The following is a 22,712-nucleotide window of genomic DNA, read 5'->3' as shown; positions in this document are numbered from 1 at the left end:
GCAGCATGCAGAAGATCGGCTTTTCAGGAACCCTCGACCCCATCACCAACGGCCACATGTGGGTGATCGGGGAAGCGCGTTCGCTCGCCGACGAGGTGATCGTCTTCCTCTCGCAAAACCCCGCCAAGAAGCCGCAATTCCCCGCCGAGGACCGCAAGCGCATCATCGAACAGAGCGCGCGCGAGTGTGGCTGGGAGAATGTGCAGGTGGTCATCGTCAAGGGCGACTACACGGCGCGCGCGGCGAAAAAGCATGGCTGCGACTACCTGATACGCGGCATCCGCACGACGGCCGATTTCGACTATGAAAACCTGATCCAGCAGACGAATGTGGACGTGCTGCAGGGGGCCAAGACCATCTTCGTGATGCCGCCGCGCGACCTCGGCTCCGTCAGTTCCAGCTTCGTCAAGGCGCTGGAAGGCCCGGTGGGCTGGAACTGGACCATGAAGAAATTCGTGCCCGGCCCCGCCTACCAGGCGTGGATACTCGACTGCCTGCGCAAGGAGTGGGAAGCGCTGTGGCACTACGCCACGGCGTCCGAGGCCGACATCGCCCTGTTTGACCACTGGTTCGCGCACCTGACGGGACCGCAGGCCTACGGCGGTGCGGACCGCCACTATCACAACCTCGACCACCTGGTGCACGGCCTGTCCGAGATCCGCGTGTGGGCCGACAATACCTATGCGCCCAAGCGCGACAGCGCGCTGGTCAAGAAAGCGTTCTGGTTCCACGACGCCGTCTACAGCCACGACGAGGATGCGCTGTATTCGAGCGAGGAGGCGAGCGCCCAGCTGTGGCTGGGCAGCGGTCTGGACGCCGGCGACAACCTGGAGGTGGCGCAACTGATACGCGCCACCGACCATTTCCAGGGGCCGGGCATCAGCCACGCGCTGAAGGACGCCATGCTCAGCGCCGACCTGGCCATCCTGGGCCAGGACGATGAAGTGTATCAAGCCTACACGCAAGCGATCGGCCGCGAATACGCGCATGTCGATCCCGTGCGCTTCAACGAACAGCGCGGCCTGGCCCTGCAGCACCTGTGCGCCAAGGCGCAGGCGGGGCAGCTGTTTGGCGATGCGTATTTTGCCAACCAGTACAACGAGCGGGCGATCGAGAACATGCAGCGCGAGATTGCGGCGCTGGCGGCGGCCTGAGCCGAAACAAAGGCAAACGCCGTGGTGGAGGCATGCTGGCAGACGGGTTCAGCCCGGCGGAAAAGCGCCGGGGGCAGACCCGCCGGGCCTGACGCCGGATCCTGCTTTTGGGCTGACATCAAATTGCGCTGCTTGCGCGTGCTTGGCGCTTGCCAGCCACGAGCGTACACATCAGGAAATCAATGAAGAGTGCCTTGCCGCCACTGCTGCCGCGTGACAAACACGATACGGACGCCGCCCAGGCCCTGGTCGCGCTGGGCTGGGAACGGGTGGAATGTGTCGCCCCGCAGATGCTGGAATGGATGCAAGACAGCAACTGGCCCGTTGCCGCCGTTCTTCGTCCCTTTCTGGTGGCGCAGGGGGCGCGGCTTGCCCCCTTCATCGGACCTATCTTCGCCAGCAATGACGAGGTGTGGAAATATTTTATTCTTGACGGCATCGTGCGCCAGTCGCCGGAACTGGCATCCGCCCTGGGGACGGAACTTGCGCGCCTGGCCGGCCATCCGACAGCCGGTGAACGGCTGGAAGGCGTGACGGCGCAAGCGCAGGAAATTTTGGCGGGCTGACGGCGGTCATCCGCCATGGCCGGGCGCGGGCCGAATTGGATCAATGAAAGGATTTTTTGGCATGGATAGCGCACTGCGCCAACTGCTGGACGACAAGCTGCATGACGTGCCCAGGCTTTACCAGCTGGCAGGCGTGACGCCTGCCACCATCAAGCGCTATATTCTTGACGGCATGGCGGCCGCGATTGACGAGGCCGATTGGGAAGCCTGGCACACCTTGCTCGCGATGGCCGGGACCATCGTCCATCCGCAGACCAGGGCTGACGTTCTCAACGCGCTGTTGCTCATGCCAGGGCATGAGTTGCACCAGGAAGTCACGCGGGCGATTCAAGAGCTGGGCAGCCCGTCAAGCGTGCCCTGCATTCGAGCCGTGCTGGAAGGCGGTTTTGATTTCCTCGAATACACGTGCTCTGACGATAACGTGATTGCGAAATGGTTCAGCCATGCGCTGGCCAGCATCGGCACGCCGGAGGCCATCGAGCTCATCAAGGAATACGCTGATTCTGGCAATGCGGGTATCGCCAGCGAGATGCGCTACCGTCTCGGCAAGCTCGGTGGCTGAGGTCTCCGTGTGCTACGTCGGCGGCAAACAATTCCAGGGCGGGCCGTGCATGGCCGCTTAAAACAATCGCGGCTGCCCGCCCTGGCGCAGCCGCTGTTTTTATGCCGCTGGCCCGATCAGAACTTCACCCACAGCCGGCCAAAGTACGAGGCGCCATTCAGGCCGAACTGCACGCTGTCGTACTTGAAACCGTTGTCCGTCTCGTCGGCGTTTTGCGTGGTCGGCTTGACGTTGAAGATGTTGTTGCCGCCAAAGGTCAGCTTGGTATTTTTGTTGATGCTGTAGGTGAAGCTCAGGTCGGCCGAGGTCTTGGCCGCATAGCGGGCGTTGGGCACGCCTTCGGCCGTGCCGCTGAAGGTGCCCAGCGTTTGCGGGCCAAAATAAATGATGCGCAGGTCCGACTCCAGCTTGCCCGTGATGTAGTCGAAGCCCAGGGTGGCTTTCGCGCGTGGGCCGCCCTGTTCGATGAACAGGCGTTCGCGCTCGGACAGCAGCACGTCTTCATAGCCTTTCAGCGAATCCGGCGTCTTGACCTTCGTCACTTCCGTTTTGCTCAGGTTCAAGGCCAGGAAGGTGTTCAGGCGGTTGCCCGCCAGCTCGCCCTTGTGCGAGGCCGTCAGGTCCAGGCCCCGCGTGCGCGTGTCGATGGAGTTGACGAAAAATTGCGCTTCGCCCACGCCCAGCAGGGCCAGGCGCGCCGCCAGGTCCGGATAATTGTCGGCATTGAAGCGGCCCGACAGCACGATGCGATCCTTGATCTTGATGTTGTACAAATCGGCCGTGACGGAGATGGCCTGCGTCGGCGTCCAGGTGGTGCCGAAGGTAAAACTGGTGGACTTTTCTTCCTTCAGTTTCGGGATGCCGGCCGCGTTGGCGACGGTGCCGCCGTTCGGCGCCAGCACCACGTCGGTGGGCACGCCGCCGATGAAGTCGGTGAAGGTGGACGAGAAATACACTTGCTGCAGCGATGGCGCGCGGAAGCCCGTGCTGGCCGAGCCGCGCAGCAGCACGTCCGGCGCCACTTTATAGCTGGCGGCCAGCTTGCCCGTCACGGTGGAGCCGAAATCGCTGAATTTTTCATAGCGCAGGGCCGCCTGGGTTTTCAGGCGTTCCGTCCAGTCCAGTTCCACGTCGCCATACGCGGCGATGCTGTGGCGCTTGGCCTTGGTGGCGTCGCCGGGCTGGAAGCCGGGAAAGCCCTGGCTGCCCGCATTGCCGCCCACGCCCACGCCATCGGCATCGATGTAGGAGTTCGGCTCGCCGGCCATGATCTTGTATTCCTCGCTGCGGTATTCGGCGCCGAAGGCCACGTTCATGCCGCTCATCACCGTGTCGTAGTAGCGGCTGAAATCGGCGTTGCTGGTCAGTTGCTGGAACGAGAAGCCGCCCGCGTCAAAGTTGCTGGCGCTGACGCCCTTGCCGCCGTTCATCAAGTCGAGGTTGGCGATCGAGGCGTTCAGGGTATGGCTGATGTCATAGCGCATCTTGTTGTAGCCATAGGTTTGCGAAAAGTCCGCATGCCATTCGCCGATCTGGCTGCGGTGGCCGATGGTGGCGTACTGGTCGTCGATCTTGCCATTGATGAAGGGCACGAAACCATCGGGGTACATGGCGGCGGAATTGCGCGATGGAATGTCGTCGCTGCCGATGCCGCCGCGGCCGAATGCGGCGCTGGAGGCGTCGCGCGTCTGCGCGCCGGCCGTGAAGTACAGCTTGCCCGTGCCGCTGGTGGCGTAGTCGCCATTCAGGTACAGGGTTTTATTTTTTGACTGGGTGTCGCCGATGATGCGCATGCTGTCCGCGTCGGCCCGGTTCGAGCGGCCCCGGTCCAGGTATTCGCCCGTGATGGCCAGGGTGCCCTTGTCGCCCAGGGCGATGCCGCAATAGGCGGAGGTCATGTAATTCTTGCCGTCGCCGGCGGAATACTGGCTGTAGCCGGCCACCGCTTCGCAGCCCAGGCTTTTCTTCAGTTCGATGTCGATCACGCCGGCAATCGCGTCCGAGCCGTACTGGGCGGCGGCGCCGTCGCGCAGCACTTGCACGTTCTTGATCGCCAGCAAGGGAATGGCATTCATGTCCGTGCCCGTGTTGCCGCGGTTGCGCGCACCGAACAGGTTCACCAGGGCCGTCGTGTGGCGCCGCTTGCCATTCACCAGCACCAGCGTCTGGTCGGAGCCGAGACCGCGCAGGGCGGCCGAGTCGATCAGGTCGGCACCGTCGGCGCCCGTCTGGCGCGTGGAATTGAACGAGGGGGAGATGTATTGCAGGGTTTGCGCCAGGTCGAACTGGCCGCCTTGCTCGGCTACCTTGGAGATGGGGATGATATCGACCGGCACCATGGTATCCGTGGCGGAACTGGCGACCCGGCGCGAGCCGACCACGCTGACCGTTTGCACGGGGCCATCCGAGGCTGCCGGATCGTTGCTCTGCGCCATGGCGGCGGGGCTGAAGGCGGCCAGGGCGGCGCTGCCGTACAGGCTGACGAGGATGGCTTTACGCAAGGTGGTGAGGGTCGGCACGCAGTATCTCCAAGTGGTATTGTGACTTGATTCTAGTGCCATCATTTCATCATTCACCAGCGATACTTTGTTTTGTTATTACAAATCTGTCGTAACTGTTGTTTCCTGGTTGCCACTCATTTCCCCGCTTGTAGTCTTGCCTTGCGCTGGTGCATGATGCCCCGTTCAGGTGCCCGCTTGCACCATGCCGCCCACCCGGATTTCCGCCGGACTGTATTGCACCTCGATCAGGCAGGGCTGCTGCATGACGTGGCCCTGATGCAGGCGCAGCGACTGTTGCAAGTGCCATGCCAGCGCGCCCGCCGCCACGCCCGTGGCGCTGTCTTCCAGTGCCGGGTCGAGGTGGTTGAAGTTGCGCCCTTCGAAGGTGCTCTCGCCCGTGGGGCAATACGCAAAGCAGCCGCTGACCTGGTGCAGGGCGCTCCAGTCGGCGATCAGTTCCAGGTTCGGCCGCAGCGCGCGCAGGGTGGTGCGGTCGGCCACTTCCAGCAGCAGCTTCGGGCTGCCGACGGAGGCGATCGCGGGCGGCGACAGCAGCCGCATGTGCTGGCCCATCAGTTCCGATGGGATGTACTTTTCCACCGTGACGGCGGGCGCCGGCTGCGGCGCCAGGCTGATGAAGAGTCCTTCCTTGCTGCGCAGCAGTTGCAAGGCTTGCCCGCGCATGGCCGTCTTCACCGTCAAGCGGGCCGGCGCGCCAGGTGTTGTCAGCAGCACATGCGTGGCCGCCAGGGTGGCATGCAGGCAGAGCGGGCTGCGCGTGTGCGGATAAAAATAGTCGAGCACGATAGCTCCATCGGCCTGGCGGTCGATGAAGACGCAGGCGCTCACATTGCGCTCGCGCGCAAAACGCTGGCGCGCGGTTTCGCTGGCGTGGTCGTTTTCCACCACCAGCGCGGCATTGCCGCCGCCGGGTTCGGCGCCGAAACATTTCAGGAGATGGACGATCATGGCGGTGGATGTGCAAGGTAAAACCTGAGCATAAACGATAAGCCCGATTCCAGATGAGTATAATATACTGTATTTATATACAGTATTGAGGTAGATCATGTGGGGCGCCGTTTTACCCGAGTATGCTGAGTTGTACTGTCTGACCAACTTCAGCTTTTTGCAGGGCGCCTCGCATGCGCAGGAACTGGTGGCGCGCGCCGTCCAGCTGGGCTACCGGGCGCTGGCCATCACGGACGAGTGCTCGCTGGCGGGCGTGGTGCGCGCCCACGCGGCGGCCAAGCGGGCCGGTTTTCCGCTGATTATCGGCGCGCATTTTCATTTGACTCAGGCCGATGGCAGCCCGGGCCTGTCCCTGCTGGCGCTGGTGCAGGATTTCGAGGGGTACGGCAACTTGTCGGAGCTGATCACCATGGCGCGCACGCGGGCGGCCAAGGGACGCTATCTGCTGACGCCCGATGATTTCGCCGCGCCGTCGCCGGGCTTTGCCCATTTGCGGGGCTTGCCTGGCTGTCTGATGATCTTGCTGCCCAGCTATCCGGCCCAGCCCGGGACGCTGCACGCGCAGGGCGCGTGGATGGCGGCCACCTTTGGCCGCGAGCGCAGCTGGGTAGGCTTGAATCTGTTGCAGCGGGCGCAGGACGATGCGCACCGCGGCGCCGTGCAGGCGGCGGCGCAGGCGCAGGGCTTGTCCGTGGTGGCCGTCGGCCAAGTGTGCATGCACGTGCGTTCGCGCAAGCCCTTGCTCGATACCCTGTGCGCGATCCGCGTGGGCAAGGCCGTGGGCGAATGCGGCTATGCGCTGGCGCAAAATGCGGAGCAGCATCTGCGCGCGCGGCTGCGCCTGGCCAATGTGTATCCGCCGCAGGCGTTGGCGGAAACCATGCGCATCGCGGGTATGTGCCAGTTCTCGCTCGATAGCCTGCGCTATGACTATCCCGATGAGCTGGTGCCGCATGGCCACACGACGGCGACTTATTTGCGCGAGGAAACCTATGCGGGCGCGCGCATCCGTTTTCCGTTGGGGATTCCCGCCAACGTGCAGGAGCAGATCGAGCAGGAGCTGGAACTGATCGCCGAGCTGTCCTACGAGGCGTATTTCCTCACCGTCTATGACATCGTGCGCTTTGCGCGTTCGCACAACATCCTGTGCCAGGGCAGGGGCTCGGCCGCCAATTCGGCCGTCTGCTATTGCCTGGGCATTACGGAAGTGGACCCGGCGCGCGGCAACTCGCTGGTCGGGCGCTTCATGTCGCGCGAGCGCAACGAGCCGCCCGATATCGACGTGGATTTCGAGCACCAGCGGCGCGAAGAGGTCATTCAATATATCTACGGCAAATATGGGCGCGAACGGGCCGCGCTGGCGGCCGTGGTGATCAGCTACCGGCCGAAAAGCGCCTTGCGCGACAGCGGGAGGGCGCTGGGGATCGATCTGGCCATCGTGGAAAAAGTGTCCAAGGCGCACCGCTGGTTCGACGGCAAGCACGATTTGCTGAACCGCCTGGCCGAATGCGGACTGGACCCGGAAGCGGCATTGTCGCAGCAGTGGGCCAGCCTGGCGCAGCAGTTGCTGGGCTTTCCCCGCCATCTGTCGCAGCATCCGGGCGGCTTCGTCATCGCGCAAGGCAAGCTGTCGCGCCTGGTGCCGATCGAAAACGCCAGCATGGCCGAGCGCAGCGTCATCGAGTGGGACAAGGATGACCTGGAAGAACTGGGCCTGATGAAGGTCGACGTGCTGGCGCTGGGCATGCTGTCGGCCCTGCGCCGCGCCCTGGAGCTGGTCGGGGCACGGCGCGGCGAGGAATTCCGCCTGCAGGATATTCCCGCGGAGGATAGCGCCACCTACGACATGATGTGCGAGGCCGACACCATCGGCGTGTTCCAGATCGAGTCGCGCGCGCAGATGAGCATGCTGCCCCGGCTGCGTCCGCGTGTGTTCTATGACCTGGTCATCGAGGTGGCGCTGGTGCGGCCCGGCCCCATCCAGGGCGGCATGGTGCATCCATATCTGCAGCGGCGCCAGAAGAAAGAGCCTGTCGTGTATCCGAACGGCCTGGAAAAGGCCTTGGGGCGCACCCTGGGCATCCCGATTTTCCAGGAGCAAGTGATGCAGGTGGCCATCATCGCCGCCGATTTCACGCCCGGCGAAGCGGACCAGTTGCGGCGTGCCATGGCGGCCTGGAAACGCAAGGGCGGCATGAACAATTACAAGGAACGCATCGTCGAAACGATGGTCAAAAATGGCTATGACCGGGAGTTCGCGGAGGCCATCTTCAGTCAGATCGAAGGTTTTGGCGAATACGGCTTTCCCGAATCGCACGCGGCCAGTTTCGCCCTGCTGACCTATGCCAGTTCCTGGCTGAAATGCCATGAGCCGGCTGCTTTCCTGTGCGCCTTGCTCAACAGCCAGCCCATGGGTTTTTACAGTCCCTCGCAGCTGGTGCAGGATGGTCGCCGGCATGGCGTGCGGGTGTTGCCTGTCGACGTGGCTGTCAGCGGCTGGGAGGCGGCGCTGGAAGCGTCAACGCAGCAGGCGGAGGCGCCGGCCGTGCGCCTGGGCTTGAACAGCCTGTATGGCATGCGCGCCGAGGCGGCCCGGCGCATCGAGGATGCGCGCGCCATCGCCGCCTTTCTGGACGTGGCCGACCTGGCGCGGCGTGGCGGCCTGGACCGGCATGACTTGCAGGTGTTGGCGGCCGGCAATGCCTTGCAGGCGCTGGCTGGCAACCGGCGCGCAGCGCTGTGGCAGGCGGCCGGCGCCGTGCCGGACAAGGACCTGCTGCGCGCCAGTCCGCCGGAGGAAGACGCGCCCGTGCTGGCCGCGCCCACGGAAGGCGAGAGCATCGTCAGCGATTACCGCGCCCAAGGGCTGACCCTGGGCCGCCATCCGCTGGCGCTGCTGCGCAAGCAGTTGCTGGCACAGCGCTTCCTGTCCGCTGCCACGCTGAACTGCTATACCAACGGGCAAGTGGCGCGCGCCTGCGGCATCGTCACCGTGCGTCAGCGTCCGGGCACGGCCAAGGGCGTCGTCTTCATGACCCTGGAAGACGAGACGGGCACGGTGAATGTCATCGTCTGGCCCGACCTCGTGGAAAGCCAGCGGCGCGAGGTGCTGAGCGCGCCGCTGCTGGGCGTGTACGGCGTGTGGCAGCAGGAAGGCATCGTGCGCAACCTGGTGGCCAGGCGCCTGGTCGACATGTCGCATTTGCTGGGACGCTTGCGCACCAGCAGCCGCGATTTCTGCTGAAACCTTGATGCTCGTGGATATTGAATAGATACAAGCTTGCATTTTGTTAAGGCTCACTGCAAGCGGGTGATTAAGCTGAAGTCACCCATCCATCCACTTCCAGGAGCCGTGCATGCACGCCGTTTTCCGCTACTGCCACCTTGTCCTGATCTGCCTTTCTTGCAATATGGCGCTTGCCGCCGCGCCCGATTTCACCAGCGCGGCAGGCATGGCGCACAGCTGCGCCGGCAACTTGCAAGCGCAGCCGGTCGCGACGCCACAGGCACAGCAAGCCTGGGTACTCTGCCGCGACATTGCCACCGCTAAACGATTGCTGCGCCTGGCCGACCATTATCCGCCGCAGCAGCAAGGACAATTATCGCTGCAGCAGTTGGATCAGGAAGGCTTGCGCGTCGCCTTTGCCGCCTTGCGCGATGAATTGCGGACGACGCGGCGCGTGCTGGAGAAAATTGTGTTGCGTAGCAAGGACGATGGCTTGCTGCTGGTGCCCGCCACCTGGGGCAGCGACTTGAATGGCGACGGTACGCTGACGCCGGAAGAGCAATATATGTTTGCCATTCCCAAGCGGCCGGTGATCGGCACGCCAGACGAGGAAGACAGCGTGGCGGACAGCCGAACGCAGCAATATTACCAGCGGCATTACCAGCTGGAAGCGCGCTTTCGTGTCGACCAGAGCGATGTGCAGTGGCTGCTCGGCTATCATTATTTTCTGGAGGCCTCCGCCGAGCTGAGTGCCGCATTCGACAACGGGCCCGGCACGCCAGCCTTGCGTGTGCGCGATCCAGCCGCGCTGCGGCGCGCCCATGGCTTGCTGCTGGCGGGTGTTAACAGCAGCGAGAAGCTGCGCCAACTGGTACTGGCGGAAACGGATGACGAGGAAGAGTGGATTGCCCATCCGGGCCAACGCAGCAGTGTTTTCCCCGAAACCTTGAGCGAACGGGACTTCCGTGCCTGGGAAACGCTGCTCGGGCATATTCTGCCGGTGCTGGAAGGCAAACAGTTATTGGCCGCACCTGCCAATGCCAGCCTGTTCGAATCGCTCTTCAGCAGCATGTGCGCGGACAAGCAAGGCTTGAATGTTGCCAGCCTGTTTCACCGTCAGCGCAACGAAGTGCTGGTGCCGAAAACCGGACCGGTCAGGCTGGCCGGCTGTCAGCCCATCACGGCAGGCCACCCCGTGTCACCCTTGCTGCGCTACCTGTCAGGACCAGTGCAGAGAGGCATGGACCATGCGCCCACAGGCATGGCCATGCTGCGTAAATTGTTTTGGGTAAATTGATCTGCTGAATTGAAGCGCTGAATCGCCGGGCAGTGGCGGAATATGGCAAAATTACTGGATGAATCAACCCTTGCCCACCATCACACTGCGTCCCGCCCTGGTCGCCGACGCGCCCGCCATCGTCGCCCTGATCGACGACCTGATGCCTTTTTTAACCTTGCACCCGGACGGCGCGGGGGCAGAAAAGTTCATCGAGAACTGCCGCCAGCCGGCCATCGAAGGCTATCTGTCGCTGCCCAATTATGCCTACCAGCTGGCGCATATCGACGGCGAACTGGCCGGCGTGGTGGCCATGCGCGACAACACGCATCTGTTCCACATGTTCGTGCCGCGCGCCCTGCACCGGCGCGGCATGGCGCGCCGTCTGTGGCAGGCAGCGCGCGATGCGGCGCTGGCCAGGGGCGGCGTGACGGCCTTTACCGTCAACTCCTCGGCCTACGCCTTGCCCCTGTACCAAAGCCTGGGCTTTGTCGCCACGGGGCCGAAAGTGGAGACGGGCGGCATCGCCTTCGTGCCGATGCGCATGGAATTGACGGCCTGATTACCAGCGCACGATCTTCCCCGGATTCATGATGTTCTTCGGATCGAGCGCATGTTTGACGGCGCGCATGGTGTCGATGGCGCCCTCGCCATGCTCTTCCACCAGGAAGGCCATCTTGTGCATGCCCACGCCATGTTCTCCCGTGCAGGTGCCGTCCATGCCGATGGCGCGCGTGACCATGTCGCTGTTGACCTTTTCCGCGCGGGCGATGTCGGCCGGATCGTCGGGGTCGACCAGCATCTGCACGTGGAAATTGCCGTCGCCGACGTGGCCGATGATGGCATAGACCAGGCCCTGCGCCTCGCAATCGGCCTTGGTGGCGAGGATGCATTCGGCCAGGCGCGAAATCGGCACGCAGCAATCGGTGGAAATGGCGCGGCTGCCGGGCCGCATCTGCAGCAGGGCGAAATACGCGTTGTGGCGCGCGGCCCATAGGCGCGAGCGCTCTTCGGGACGGCTGGCCCATGCGAAATCGCTGGCGCCGTGCTCCGCCGTGATGGCTTGCACCAGCTGCGCCTGCTCAGCCACGCTGGCCGGCGTGCCGTGGAATTCAAACAGCAGCAGCGGCTTTTCTGGCAAGGCCATCTTGTCATAGGCGTTGATGGCTTTCACGCCGTTCTCATCGAGAAATTCGACCCGCGCCACAGGAATACCCATCTGGATGGTCTGGATCACGGCATTGACAGCCTCGCCCGTGCCGGGAAACGAACACACGGCCGCCGAGATCGCTTCCGGCAGCGGGTACAACTTCACCGTCACCTCCGTGATGATGCCCAGGGTTCCTTCGCTGCCGACGAACAGCCGCGTCAGGTCGTAGCCGGCCGAGGATTTTTTCGCCCTGGTCCCCGTCTTGATGATGCGTCCGTCGGCCGTCACTACCGTCAGGGCCAGCACGTTTTCGCGCATGGTGCCGTAGCGCACGGCATTCGTGCCCGAGGCGCGCGTGGCCGCCATGCCGCCCAGCGACGCATTGGCACCGGGGTCGATGGGGAAGAACAGGCCCGTGTCGCGGATTTCCTCGTTCAGCTGCTTGCGCGTCACGCCCGCCTGCACGGTGGCCGTCAAGTCTTCAGCATGCACGGCTATCATTTGATGCATTTGCGACAGATCAATCGTCACGCCGCCATGCAGGGCCAGCACGTGGCCTTCGAGCGAAGTGCCGCTGCCATAGGCGATGACGGGCACGTCGTGCGCGCTGCACAGCTTGACGGCGGCCGCCACTTCCTCGGTGGAATGGGCGAAGATGACGGCATCGGGCAGCATGGGAGGGTAGCTCGACTCGTCGCGGCCATGGTGGGCGCGCATGGCTTGCGTCATGGAAAAGCGGTCGGCAAAGATCAGGGAAAGTACGGCAGCAAGGGATGCGGGCAGCGGTTTTTTCAGTACCGCCAACTGGTCAGTTTGATTCACGCGAGTCCTCCGTTTTTTTTATTCTACTCCGCGCCCGGCGAATTCACCGGTGGCGCCAAGGTTGATTTTTTGCCAGTTGTAAAAAAAATCTTTCCACCGTGACGTGTCTTGGTTGTAAATGAGAATCATTTCCATTAAAATGCCCGGCTGAGTTATTTTGCAACAATCCGTGCTTTGACCCGAAAGGCCATGCCCATGAAATTCCCCCTGTCCCTCACCACTGTCCTGCCCGCCTGCGTGCTGGCGCTGAGCGCTTGCAGCAGCGTCGCGCCAGCCACCGGCACGCCTGCCGCCACGACGGCCGCGCCTGCCGCTGCGCAGGATGTGCGCCAGCTGGGCGAGATCGTCGACCTGCGCAGCGGCCAGCGCGTGACGGCCGAACAATTGCTGGCCCAGCTGGCCGCCGCCCCGCGTGTCATCGTGGGCGAGCAGCATGATCAGCTCAGCCATCACCAGATCGAGCAATGGCTGCTGCAGCAATTGCAGGGCCAGCGTCCGCAAGGCAGCGTGCTGCTGGAAATGCTGAACCCGGACCAGCAAGCCAAGGTCGACAAGGTCAAGCCGTGGTTGCAGACGGACCCCGTGGTGCGCCCCGAGCACGTGGCCGAGCTGCTGGCGTGGCAGCCCAGCTGGAAGTGGGCGCAATATGGCGACCTGGTGATGACCGTGATGCGCGCGCCATACCCGGTCTGGTCGGCCAACCTGGACCGCAGCGAGATCAAGCAACTGTTCATCGACAAGCCTGCCGTGCAGGGCAAACATTCCAACCTGGCCAACGATGGCAAGGTGCATGAAAAATTGAAGGACATCATCCGCGTCATGCACGATAACCAGATCGACGCGCCGCGCCTGGACGCCATGCTGTCGGTGCAGCAGCAGCGCGACCGCCGCATGGCCGAGCGCCTGATGGCCGCGCCCGCGCCGGCCCTGCTGATCGCCGGCGCCTACCATGCGCACAAGGACCTGGGCGTGCCGCTGCACGTGCAGGACTTGACGGGCGGTCCCGCACCGCTGGTGCTGGTATTGGCGCAGCAGGGCGCCACGGTGCTGGCGCAGCAGGCCGATTTCGTCTGGTACACGCCGGTGGCGGCGTCGGCCATCGCCAGCGCCAAGTAAACCGTTGCAACTCCGCCGGGCGTTCTGCCCGGCATTCTCCCCCAGCAAGCTTCTCCACGGCAGCCAGGTAGTTCGTCCGATTTTTTTTTGCATGCGCGTGCGCGCCGTTGGCGCAGCCATGCCTGTTGACTGTAGAAGCTCCCATGCCTACCCCCTTGTTGTATGTCAAAGCCTCCGCTGGCGGCGCCTTGTTTTCCCTCTTGCATGCCAGCGCGCAAGCGTCCGCATTGCCGCATGACATGTCGCCGCTGGGCATGTTTTTCGCCGCCGACCAGGTCGTCAAAAGCGTCCTCGCCGGTTTATTGATCGCCGCGCTGGCCACCTGGGTGGTCTTGCTGGTGAAGGGCGCCAGCCTGTTGCAAGCGCGGCGCGAGGCGGCGCAGGCCGTCGCCGTGCTGAAGACGGCCACCTCCCTGCCCGACGCGGCAGTAAAGAGCGGGGCGTCTGTGCTGGCGCGACGGTTGCTCGATGATGTGCAGCAGGAAGTGCATCTGTCGCCTCCCGGCGCGCCGGCGGCGGCCCTGAAGGAGCGGGCTGGTTTCCGCCAGGAACAGTTGATCGCGCAGCAGGTCCGCGGCATGACGCAAGGCATCGGCTTGCTGGCCAGCATCGGCGCCGTGGCACCGTTCGTCGGCCTGTTCGGCACCGTGTGGGGCATCATGAACAGTTTCATCGGCATTGCCGCCAGCCAGAGCACGAACCTGGCGACCGTGGCGCCCGGTATCGCGGAAGCCTTGCTGGCGACAGCGCTGGGGCTGGTGGCGGCGATTCCCGCCGTCGTCATCTATAACGTCTTGAACCGTGGCATCAACCAGGTCAAGGCGCAGCTGCGCGCCGCCTCGGCGCAGGTGCTGCTGATGCTCAGCCGCGACCTCGACACGCGCAAGCAGGCCTGAGCCATGGCCAGCCTTTTTCCATCGCAGGACGATGACACGGCCGACATGCCGGAATTGAGCGAGATCAATGTCACGCCCTTCATCGACGTGATGCTGGTGCTGTTGATCATCTTCATGGTGGTCTCGCCGCTGGCCACCGTCGACCTGAAAATCGACTTGCCGGCCGCCACGGCCAAGCCCGAGCCGCGTCCCGAGAAGCCCCTGTTCGTCTCCCTGAAAGCCGACCACAGCCTGTACCTGGGAGAGTCTCCCGTGGCGCGTGGGCAGCTGGGCCGCCTGCTCGACGCGCAGACGAGCGGCGACCGCCAGCGCACCCTGTTTTTCCAGGCCGACAAGCAGGCCGCGTATGAAGACGTGCTGGGCGTGATGGATGCCCTGCGCCAGGCCGGTTATTTGAAAGTGGGCCTGGTGGCCCGGGAGGGCGGGTGAAGGGGGCGTGCACGCTGGAACGGCGTCCGGTATTGAGCTGGGGCATCGCCACCTCGCTGGTGGCGGCCACCGCGCTGGCGCTGCTGTTGTGGGCGGCCTGGCAACCCGCCGCCATTGCGCCCGCGCAGCCGCCCGCCAGCGTGATGCTGGTGTTTGCCGCGCAGGCGATGTCGCCGGAGACACGACAGGCGGCAGCGGTCGGGGCGCGCCAGTCGGCCGCGTCCAGCGCGGCCCGGCCGCCAAAGAGCGCAATCAGGCAAGAGGCGCTGCCCGTGCTGGCGCGCGCCGCCGCGCCCGATATCGCCGCCGCGCCCGATATCGCCGCCGCGGAAAAAGAGGAAAAGGCCGCCACCAGCCCCTCGGTGGAGCCGGGCAGGGAGGCTGCCAAGGAAGCTGCCGTGCCCGCACAGGCCAGCAGCAGCGCCACGCCGGCGCCCGCCGCCATGCGCGGTCCGCAGGCGGCGCCATTCAATAGCGATCTGCCGTCGGCCAGCGCGGCCCCTGCCAGCTGGCAAAGCCGCGTGCTCAGCCATCTGGCGCACTTCAAGCGCTATCCGGGCGACGCGCGCCAGCGCCGGCGGGCCGGTGCCGCCTGGGTGCGCTTCCAGGTCGACCGCGACGGCAACTTGCTGGCCAGCGAACTGGTCACTTCGTCAGGCACGGTGCTGCTCGACCGCGAAGCGCTGCAAGTGCTGCAGCGCGCGCAACCGTTGCCGGCGCCACCCGACCACGTCCTGCACCAGGGCACGGTGACCGTCACCTTGCCCGTCTCGTTCAAGCTGGAAGCAGGACAGGACAAGGCATGAGGATGCTGATTGTTGTTTATTAAAAATTCTTTCCATAACAAATCGAGGGTGTATGCATATCAAGACAATGGCACGAGCCGTGGGCGTCTGCATGGCGTTGCTGGCGCAGCAGGCTGGGGCGCAACAGGCACAGGAAACTGGCAAGGTGGAACTTTCGCCACTGAATGTGTCCGGCGAAAGCGTATCGGTGGAACAGCAGGCGCTGGAAAAGCCGGGAGCCTTCAGCTCGCGCGGCGCGGACACGCGATTGCAGCCCGTCGATCAGATCCTGCGCGGCATGCCGGGCACGTTTACGCAGATCGATCCGGCACAGGGAGCCGTCAGCGTCAATATCCGTGGCCTGTCCGGCTTTGGCCGGGTCAACACCATGATCGATGGCGTGACGCAGAATTACTATGGCAGCGCGCCATCGGAAGTGTCGCATGGCGGCGTGTCCAGCAGCCAGTTCGGCGCCCTGATCGATCCGAACTTCATCATCGGCGTGGACGTGTCGCGCGGCAATGCGGTGGGCGGCGATGGCATCAATGCGCTGGGTGGCAGCGCCAATTTCCGCACCATCGGCGTCGATGATGTCGTCTTTGCCGGTGAAACGGCGGGCGCGCGCACGAAAATGTCCGCAGGCAACAATGGCGTGGGGCGCAGCGCCATGCTGGCCGTGGGCATGAAAAACCCCGCCTTCGACGGCGGCAGCGTGGGGTTCATGGCGGCCACGAGCGCTAGCGTGATCGGCAACAACTACAAGAACGGCAGTGGCACGGACAGCGAGGAATTCGGCTTCGGCTACAACCGTTACTATAAGCAGAAACCGAAGTCGCAATTGCTCAAGCTGGACCTCACATTGAGCGACTTCCACGCGCTGGAATTGGCGGCGCGCGATTACCGCAACACCTTTACGCGCCGCGATATCCGCAGCGACGATTACTACGTGAAATACCACTACACGCCGTTCTCCGAATTGATCGACCTCAATGTGACGGCCAGCAGCAGCCGTGGCAAGCAGAAATACATGCCGGAAGCGCTGACCAACTTCATCAATACCAACACGGCCAACCGCGCCGATGCGATCGACATCAACAATACGAGCAGCTTCAAGCTGGCGGGCGGCGATGCGCTGGTGACGCTTGGCGGCAAGCGGATGCGCAATCAATACCGCAAGCACGTGGAAAGCCTCGTCGACGATCCCGATAACCCGGACGCCAACCAGCAATCGATTGAAAACAACACCTTTGGTCCTGAAGGCCGGCAAAAGATCGACAGCCTGTATGCTGGCCTGCAATACAACCGCGGCATCTACCAGGTCAACGCGGGCCTCAATTACACGCGTTTCGAGTTGACGGGCTACAAGCCGGCCTGCGACGAGCGCGTGAAATGTTTCCCGCAAGGGGCGGCGCATATCGCGTTGAAGGAGCGCGGGATCAATCCGTCATTATTGCTGTCGGCACAGGTGACGCCGTGGTTCCAGCCGTTCGCCAGCGCCGAGCGCACCATGCGCGGGCCGAATCCGCAGGAAGTGTTTTTCTCGAACGATGGCGGGGCGTCGATGAATCCGTTCCTGAAGGGCGAGAAAGCGACCACCTACCAGCTGGGCTTTAATTCCAGCCTGCACGGCTTGCTGAGCGCCAACGATGCGCTGAACTTCAAGGCCCTGTATTTCAAGAGCAAGATCGACGGTTACATCACCAGCCAATCCTTCCTCGTCTGTGACAACGGGCGCAAGTGCAATATGGCGGAAGTGATCGCCACGGACTGGGAAACGGTCGATGACTACGTGACCAACATGTATATCTACATCAACTCGGCCACGCCCGTGCGCACGCGCGGCTGGGAACTGGAAGCGCAATACCAGCTGGGGCCAGCCTATGCGCGCCTGTCGTACACGCGTGAAAAGACCAGCCAGCCCACCTCGATCGCCAGCGCGTGGTTCGGCGCGTCTGACATCAGCGAGCTGCCCAGCACCTATTACCACCTCGACGTGGGCACGCGCTTGTTGGACAATAAAATGGAGTTGGGCGCCATCATCAAGCACACGGGATCAAACCGCCGCCTGTCGCCGGACAACGAGGCCGATGAAGCAACGGGTGAAGTGACGAAGGTGGACAATCCGAAGATTCCGGCCGTGATCGACCTGTACGCCAGCTGGCAAGTGACGAAAAACCTGTTCCTGCGCCTGTCGGTGCAGAACGCCATGGACAAGAATTACTCGGAAGCGCTGAACCGCCTGAATTCGATGCCGTCGCAGTCGAACGACAATACGCCGATGAGTACGGCGCGCGGCCGGACGTATGTGGCGGGGCTGGAGTACCGTTTTTAACCAAACCCAGGTGCAAATACTGGGGTCGTACCCTCAGGGTACGACCCCGGCCCTTCGCGTGGGGTTAATTAATACTCGCGCGGCGTGGTGCCGTAGTAGCTGTGGATGGAATTGGCCCACGTCTGGTCAGCCATGTTCGGCCAGTTATCCGTGTCGAAGCCGGGTGCGTTTTCGATGCGTTCCTTGTCGACGTTCAGGGTGAAGCGCTTGTTGACGGTGTCGAGCAGCAGCGCTTCCCATGGCACGGCAAACAGTTTTTCGCCGATGGTAAAGACACCGCCGTGCGACATGACGGCGTAGGCGATTTTGCCGCTGCGCATGTCGATCATGATTTCCTTGATTTCGCCCAGATGTTCGTCCTTGGCGTTGTGCACATGGTCGCCGATCAGGGTGTCTGCACCCATCAGTTCAGGGCCGGGGCCTTTGTGGCCGCGGTTGACATACATGCCGTAGGCGTCGCGTTCTTCGTAGCTCATGATAGACCTCCTGTTGAAAAATCCCAGTCTGCGGCCCAGGCGCGGCAGGGTCTGTTCGCTCGCCCACACAAAGTATGGAATTGGAAATATTTCAATTCTTGCTAACAGGTAATTTTGTTGTGCGTAGACCGCAGGAGACGGAGGGATAGTCGGCATTAGGCGCAAATTTCCGCGCGCGGGGGGCGACGCTGGCGGGCTTTAGTGTATAATTTCAATTTCCCGCACGTGCCGTTCGGCACCATCTGCAATGACCAAATTTGTCTTCGTCACTGGTGGCGTTGTGTCTTCCCTTGGAAAAGGGATTGCCGCCGCCTCTCTCGCCGCGATCCTCGAATCGCGCGGCCTTAAAGTCACCATGCTCAAGCTCGACCCGTATATCAACGTCGATCCTGGCACGATGAGCCCTATGCAACACGGTGAAGTATTCGTCACCGACGACGGGGCCGAAACCGACCTCGACCTCGGTCACTACGAGCGCTTCATTTCCACCCGCATGAAAAAGGTGAATAACTTCACCACTGGCCAGATCTATGAATCGGTGATCCGCAAGGAACGCCGGGGCGAATATCTGGGCAAGACCGTGCAGGTGATTCCGCATATCACCAATGAAATCCAGGATTACATCCGCCGTGGCGCCGAAGGCTACGACGTGGCCCTGTGCGAAATCGGCGGTACCGTCGGCGATATCGAATCGTTGCCCTTCCTGGAAGCGGCACGCCAGCTGAGCCTGCGCGCCGGCCGCAAGAACACGGCCTTCGTCCACCTGACCCTGGTGCCGTACATCGCCTCGGCCGGTGAACTGAAGACCAAGCCGACCCAGCACTCGGTGCAAAAGCTGCGCGAAATCGGCATCTTGCCGAACGCCTTGCTGTGCCGCGCCGACCGCGCCATTCCGGAAGACGAGCGCGCGAAAATCTCGCTGTTCTCGAACATCGAGGAAGACGCCGTCATTTCCGTGTGGGACGTCGACACCATCTACAAAGTGCCGCAAATGCTGCACGACCAGGGCCTCGACAAGATCATCTGCGACGCGCTGGACCTCGATCCCGCCCCGGCCGACCTGTCGATCTGGAGCAAGCTGATCTACACGATGGAGCATCCGAAGGCGGAAGTGACCGTCGGCATGGTCGGCAAGTATGTCGAGCTGACCGAGTCGTACAAGTCGCTGATCGAAGCGCTGCGCCACGCCGGCATCCACACGGAAAGCCGCGTCAACATCGAGTACATCGATTCGGAAGAAATCGAAACGACGGGCTGCGACGGCCTGGCCAAGTACGATGCCATCCTGGTACCGGGCGGCTTCGGCAAGCGCGGCGTGGAAGGCAAGATCAAGGCGGCCCAGTTCGCCCGTGAAAACAAGATCCCTTACCTGGGCATCTGCCTGGGCATGCAGGTGGCCCTGATCGAATACGCGCGCAACAAGGCAGGCATGCCGAACGCGAATTCGACCGAGTTCGACCTTGATACGGATCAACCTGTCGTTGCACTGATCAATGAGTGGCAAAACCACGATGGTAAAGTCGAGTTGCGCGATGAAAACTCGGACCTGGGCGGTACCATGCGCCTGGGCGCGCAGACCTGCGCCGTCAATCCGGGCACCCTCGCCGCCGAGATCTACGGCAGCGTGGTGACCGAGCGTCACCGCCATCGCTACGAAGCCAATAATCACTATCTGGCCCGTGTCGAAGCGGCTGGCCTGATCGTGTCGGCCCGCACGCCGAGCGAAGATTTGTGCGAAATCATGGAATTGCCGCGCACGGGTGAAAATGCCCACCCATGGTATATGGGCGTGCAATACCATCCCGAGTTCAAGTCGACGCCACGCACCGGCCACCCGTTGTTTACCTCGTTCATCAAGGCAGCGCTGGCGCACAAGCAAGCCAACGCCGTCGCTGAATAACGCCGGTCGATCGCGACAGTATTACCCGTAAGACAGCTCCCGGCCAGATGGTTCCCGCCGGGAGTTTCTTTGCCCCCTTTGTGCAATTGCGCATCAGAACGCAGTGTGCAGCCCCTGTTACGCTTAACTTTGGAGAATGACATGAGTGCTATTGTTGATATTATCGGTCGCGAGATCCTGGACTCGCGCGGCAACCCGACCGTCGAATGCGACGTGTTGCTGGAATCGGGCGTGATGGGCCGCGCCGCCGTGCCGTCGGGTGCCTCGACCGGTTCGCGCGAAGCCGTGGAATTGCGCGATGGCGATGCCAAGCGCTACTTCGGCAAGGGCGTGCTGCAGGCATGCGAAAACATCAACACCGAAATCTCCGAAGCCATCATGGGCCTGGACGCCAATGAACAGGCTTTCCTGGACCGTACCCTGATCGACCTGGACGGCACGGAAAACAAATCGCGCCTGGGCGCCAACGCCATCCTGGCCGTCTCCATGGCCGTCGCCAAGGCTGCCGCCGAAGAAGCGGGCTTGCCGCTGTACCGTTATTTCGGCGGTTCGGGCGCCATGCAGATGCCAGTGCCGATGATGAACGTCATCAACGGCGGCGCGCACGCCGACAATAACCTGGACATCCAGGAATTCATGATCATTCCCGTGGGCGCCCCGTCGTTCAAGGAAGCCGTCCGCTACGGCGCGGAAGTGTTCCACACGCTGAAAAAGATCCTGCACAAGAAGGGCTTGAACACCAACGTGGGCGACGAGGGCGGTTTCGCGCCATCGCTGGCCAACCATGAAGAAGCCATCAAGCTGATCATCCAGGCCATCGAAGAAGCGGGCTACGAGCCAGGCACGCAGATCGCCATCGGCCTCGATTGCGCCGCGTCCGAGTTCTACAAGAACGGCAAGTACGAAATGGAAGGCGAAGGCCTGAGCCTGACGGCCACCGAGTTCACCAACCTGCTGGCGACCTGGTGCGACAAGTACCCGATCATCTCGATCGAAGACGCGATGCACGAAGGCGACTGGGACGGCTGGGCGATCCTCACCCAGGAGCTGGGCAAGAAAGTGCAACTGGTCGGCGACGACCTGTATGTCACCAACACCAAGATCCTGAAAGAAGGCATCTCGAAAGGCATCGCCAACTCGATCCTGATCAAGATCAACCAGATCGGCACCCTGACGGAAACCTTCGCGGCCATCGAAATGGCCAAGCGCGCCGGCTACACGGCCGTCATTTCGCACCGCTCGGGCGAAACGGAAGACTCGACCATCGCCGATATCGCCGTTGCCACGAATGCCCTGCAGATCAAGACCGGCTCGATGTCGCGTTCGGACCGCATGGCCAAGTACAACCAGCTGCTGCGTATCGAGGAAGACCTGGGCGACATCGCCAGCTATCCAGGACGCGATGCGTTCTATAATCTGAAGTAAGCTGCTGTAAAACCCACTGGCCGGCCGGAGATGTTCCGGCCGGTTTTTTAACTGAATGCCCCATGCGCCTGATTACGCTCGCCCTGGCAGCTCTGCTGCTGTTGATCCAATTTCCCCTCTGGCTGGGCAAAGGCGGCTGGCTGCGTGTTGCCGACATGGAAGCCCAGGTGGCGGTGGCCAATAAGAAGAATATGGAATTGAAGGCGCGAAACGCCAAGCTTGAATCGGAAGTGCGCGACCTGAAAGATGGTACGGGCGCCGTCGAGGAGCGTGCCCGCTATGAGCTGGGCATGGTCAAGCAGAATGAGATTTTCGTGCAGATCGTGCGCAAGGGCCAGACCCCGCCACTGCTGGAAACGCCGGTGGACGCTGCTGCGCCACACTAAACAAACCATTTCCCCTTGCCAGCCTGGACCGATTGCCAGGCTGACCTGTCATCCCCGGCCGCGCGCCGCACCGCTGCGCTGCTGGCCAAGTCTGTTCCTTCTGCTGCCGTATGACTGTTGCGTTGTACTGCGTGACTGCTTAGCGTTCGCCCTTGCCCGTCGTGATCAGGTAAAAGCGGATGGCGGTAACGGCGACGGCGACGACCACCAGGCCGGATTCGAGTAACATCATAAAATTTCCTTGTATTTAATTTAAGTAGTGTTTTGAGAGGCGGACGTAAGGACGTCCAGGGCCAGCTATTCAGTTAACCTAAAAAACGTCCAGGGCCAGGCGCCAAGCCGAAGACAGTACGCGAGTACGGCGAGGCGCAGGCAACGCCGCCCTGGGCGTTTTTTTAACCGCGCGAGGCCAGGAAGCGCAGTTCGGCGGCCAGGTTCGGCATCAGTTTCTCGTAGCGGTTCGCTTCCGAGTTCAGCAGGGCGAAATCGCGCTTGCTTGGGCGCACATAGCGCTGTTCTTCATCGGTAACGCCGCTGGCGATGACTTCCTTCTGTGCCAGTTGGCTGTACGGCTTGGAAGCGAGCAGGGCGCCCAGGAAGGCGCGCGTGGCGCGGCCCAGGTTGCTGAAATAGTTATCGTTGTTATTGCTGTAAGTGTTGGTAAAAGTGGACATATGCCCTCCATGAATGGTCTGTTGTTGCATTGCACAATAATGGAGTTGGCGATATATGTCTAATTCC

General features: G+C 62.6%; 20 protein-coding genes. 14 read left to right on the top strand and 6 right to left on the bottom strand.

Features of this window, described 5'->3' with window-relative positions; all coding sequences use genetic code 11:
- Positions 1-5: 5 nt before the first annotated feature.
- From coaD to BM193_RS03960, 3 genes are all read left to right on the top strand, one after another.
- Positions 6-1,154, top strand: a complete 1,149-nt coding sequence (gene coaD, locus BM193_RS03970; RefSeq protein WP_092797036.1) for a pantetheine-phosphate adenylyltransferase — start codon at positions 6-8, stop codon at positions 1,152-1,154.
- Positions 1,155-1,336: 182 nt separating this feature from the next.
- A complete protein-coding gene (locus BM193_RS03965; protein WP_092795546.1) occupies positions 1,337-1,720 on the top strand; it encodes a DUF5071 domain-containing protein in 384 nt (127 codons plus the stop codon).
- A 61-nt stretch (positions 1,721-1,781) separates the two neighbouring features.
- Positions 1,782-2,282: a HEAT repeat domain-containing protein gene (locus BM193_RS03960; protein WP_217638405.1), complete on the top strand. Its 501-nt coding sequence runs from the start codon at positions 1,782-1,784 to the stop codon at positions 2,280-2,282.
- 116 nt (positions 2,283-2,398) lie between these two features.
- Here the strand turns inward: BM193_RS03960 and BM193_RS03955 are convergent, their stop codons facing one another.
- A complete protein-coding gene (locus BM193_RS03955) occupies positions 2,399-4,801 on the bottom strand; it encodes a TonB-dependent receptor plug domain-containing protein (protein ID WP_092795544.1) in 2,403 nt (800 codons plus the stop codon).
- 165 nt (positions 4,802-4,966) lie between these two features.
- Positions 4,967-5,752, bottom strand: coding sequence for a PhzF family phenazine biosynthesis protein (locus BM193_RS03950; protein WP_175533139.1), 786 nt, complete (start codon positions 5,750-5,752; stop codon positions 4,967-4,969).
- Positions 5,753-5,849: 97 nt separating this feature from the next.
- Between BM193_RS03950 and BM193_RS03945 the strand changes: the two genes are divergently transcribed.
- Entirely contained in the window at positions 5,850-8,996 is a 3,147-nt protein-coding gene (locus BM193_RS03945; RefSeq protein WP_092795541.1) for an error-prone DNA polymerase, read from the top strand.
- A 70-nt stretch (positions 8,997-9,066) separates the two neighbouring features.
- Here BM193_RS03945 and BM193_RS28185 read toward each other — a convergent pair whose 3' ends face one another.
- Positions 9,067-9,351: a hypothetical protein gene (locus BM193_RS28185; RefSeq protein WP_139176012.1), complete on the bottom strand. Its 285-nt coding sequence runs from the start codon at positions 9,349-9,351 to the stop codon at positions 9,067-9,069.
- Positions 9,352-9,402: 51 nt separating this feature from the next.
- Here BM193_RS28185 and BM193_RS03940 point away from each other — a divergent pair, with 51 nt between their 5' ends.
- Positions 9,403-10,275, top strand: coding sequence for a hypothetical protein (locus BM193_RS03940; RefSeq protein WP_139176010.1), 873 nt, complete (start codon positions 9,403-9,405; stop codon positions 10,273-10,275).
- 70 nt (positions 10,276-10,345) lie between these two features.
- On the top strand, positions 10,346-10,816 hold the full coding sequence (locus BM193_RS03935) for a GNAT family N-acetyltransferase (protein ID WP_254785827.1): 471 nt from the start codon (positions 10,346-10,348) through the stop codon (positions 10,814-10,816).
- Here BM193_RS03935 and BM193_RS03930 read toward each other — a convergent pair whose 3' ends face one another.
- Positions 10,817-12,133: an FAD-binding oxidoreductase gene (locus BM193_RS03930; protein WP_092797030.1), complete on the bottom strand. Its 1,317-nt coding sequence runs from the start codon at positions 12,131-12,133 to the stop codon at positions 10,817-10,819. It abuts the gene before it with no gap.
- A 288-nt stretch (positions 12,134-12,421) separates the two neighbouring features.
- On the opposite strand from BM193_RS03930, the gene BM193_RS03925 reads away from it, so the two are divergent.
- From BM193_RS03925 to BM193_RS03905, 5 genes are all read left to right on the top strand, one after another.
- The gene (locus BM193_RS03925; protein WP_092797028.1) at positions 12,422-13,342 is read left to right on the top strand and encodes a ChaN family lipoprotein; all 921 of its coding nucleotides are present in this window, start codon (positions 12,422-12,424) and stop codon (positions 13,340-13,342) included.
- Positions 13,343-13,485: 143 nt separating this feature from the next.
- Positions 13,486-14,238, top strand: a complete 753-nt coding sequence (gene exbB, locus BM193_RS03920) for a tonB-system energizer ExbB (protein ID WP_092795537.1) — start codon at positions 13,486-13,488, stop codon at positions 14,236-14,238.
- A gap of 3 nt (positions 14,239-14,241) precedes the next feature.
- Positions 14,242-14,667 carry a TonB system transport protein ExbD gene (gene exbD / locus BM193_RS03915; RefSeq protein ID WP_092795535.1) on the top strand — a complete coding sequence of 142 codons (426 nt, stop codon included), beginning with the start codon at positions 14,242-14,244 and terminating at the stop codon, positions 14,665-14,667.
- Positions 14,664-15,473 (top strand): energy transducer TonB family protein, encoded by an 810-nt coding sequence (locus BM193_RS03910; protein ID WP_139176008.1) that lies wholly within the window; start codon positions 14,664-14,666, stop codon positions 15,471-15,473. Before exbD ends, BM193_RS03910 begins: the two co-directional genes overlap by 4 nt.
- Positions 15,474-15,525: 52 nt before the next feature.
- Positions 15,526-17,784, top strand: coding sequence for a TonB-dependent receptor domain-containing protein (locus BM193_RS03905; RefSeq protein ID WP_092795531.1), 2,259 nt, complete (start codon positions 15,526-15,528; stop codon positions 17,782-17,784).
- A gap of 68 nt (positions 17,785-17,852) precedes the next feature.
- Here BM193_RS03905 and BM193_RS03900 read toward each other — a convergent pair whose 3' ends face one another.
- Positions 17,853-18,260 (bottom strand): PRC-barrel domain-containing protein, encoded by a 408-nt coding sequence (locus BM193_RS03900; protein WP_070221439.1) that lies wholly within the window; start codon positions 18,258-18,260, stop codon positions 17,853-17,855.
- Positions 18,261-18,507: 247 nt separating this feature from the next.
- Between BM193_RS03900 and BM193_RS03895 the strand changes: the two genes are divergently transcribed.
- The 3 genes from BM193_RS03895 (at position 18,508) to ftsB (ending at position 21,971) form a co-directional block, all read left to right on the top strand.
- Positions 18,508-20,160: a CTP synthase gene (locus tag BM193_RS03895; protein WP_092795529.1), complete on the top strand. Its 1,653-nt coding sequence runs from the start codon at positions 18,508-18,510 to the stop codon at positions 20,158-20,160.
- Between the two features lie 141 nt (positions 20,161-20,301).
- Positions 20,302-21,585: a phosphopyruvate hydratase gene (gene eno / locus BM193_RS03890; protein WP_070221437.1), complete on the top strand. Its 1,284-nt coding sequence runs from the start codon at positions 20,302-20,304 to the stop codon at positions 21,583-21,585.
- 62 nt (positions 21,586-21,647) lie between these two features.
- Complete coding sequence (ftsB, locus tag BM193_RS03885) at positions 21,648-21,971, top strand: cell division protein FtsB (RefSeq protein ID WP_035821182.1); 324 nt, start codon at positions 21,648-21,650, stop codon at positions 21,969-21,971.
- A 395-nt stretch (positions 21,972-22,366) separates the two neighbouring features.
- On the opposite strand, the gene BM193_RS03880 is transcribed toward ftsB, so the two are convergent.
- Positions 22,367-22,645, bottom strand: a complete 279-nt coding sequence (locus BM193_RS03880; protein ID WP_092795527.1) for a hypothetical protein — start codon at positions 22,643-22,645, stop codon at positions 22,367-22,369.
- Positions 22,646-22,712 lie beyond the last annotated feature (67 nt).

This window comes from Janthinobacterium sp. 344 (assembly GCF_900112025.1).
Taxonomy (GTDB): Bacteria; Pseudomonadota; Gammaproteobacteria; order Burkholderiales; family Burkholderiaceae_D; genus Janthinobacterium.
The sequence above is the reverse complement of the archived record's forward strand: the minus strand, read 5'-3'. Positions and strand labels throughout refer to the sequence as shown.

Coding starts and splice junctions, on each gene's coding strand:
- coaD (WP_092797036.1), top strand. CDS start 6: ATGCAGAAGATCGGCTTTTCAGGAACCCTCGACCCCATCACCAACGGC.
- BM193_RS03965 (WP_092795546.1), top strand. CDS start 1,337: ATGAAGAGTGCCTTGCCGCCACTGCTGCCGCGTGACAAACACGATACG.
- BM193_RS03960 (WP_217638405.1), top strand. CDS start 1,782: ATGGATAGCGCACTGCGCCAACTGCTGGACGACAAGCTGCATGACGTG.
- BM193_RS03950 (WP_175533139.1), bottom strand. CDS start 5,752: ATGATCGTCCATCTCCTGAAATGTTTCGGCGCCGAACCCGGCGGCGGC.
- BM193_RS03945 (WP_092795541.1), top strand. CDS start 5,850: ATGTGGGGCGCCGTTTTACCCGAGTATGCTGAGTTGTACTGTCTGACC.
- BM193_RS03930 (WP_092797030.1), bottom strand. CDS start 12,133: ATGACGCAAGCCATGCGCGCCCACCATGGCCGCGACGAGTCGAGCTAC.
- BM193_RS03925 (WP_092797028.1), top strand. CDS start 12,422: ATGAAATTCCCCCTGTCCCTCACCACTGTCCTGCCCGCCTGCGTGCTG.
- exbB (WP_092795537.1), top strand. CDS start 13,486: ATGCCTACCCCCTTGTTGTATGTCAAAGCCTCCGCTGGCGGCGCCTTG.
- exbD (WP_092795535.1), top strand. CDS start 14,242: ATGGCCAGCCTTTTTCCATCGCAGGACGATGACACGGCCGACATGCCG.
- BM193_RS03905 (WP_092795531.1), top strand. CDS start 15,526: ATGCATATCAAGACAATGGCACGAGCCGTGGGCGTCTGCATGGCGTTG.
- BM193_RS03900 (WP_070221439.1), bottom strand. CDS start 18,260: ATGAGCTACGAAGAACGCGACGCCTACGGCATGTATGTCAACCGCGGC.
- BM193_RS03895 (WP_092795529.1), top strand. CDS start 18,508: ATGACCAAATTTGTCTTCGTCACTGGTGGCGTTGTGTCTTCCCTTGGA.
- eno (WP_070221437.1), top strand. CDS start 20,302: ATGAGTGCTATTGTTGATATTATCGGTCGCGAGATCCTGGACTCGCGC.
- ftsB (WP_035821182.1), top strand. CDS start 21,648: ATGCGCCTGATTACGCTCGCCCTGGCAGCTCTGCTGCTGTTGATCCAA.
- BM193_RS03880 (WP_092795527.1), bottom strand. CDS start 22,645: ATGTCCACTTTTACCAACACTTACAGCAATAACAACGATAACTATTTC.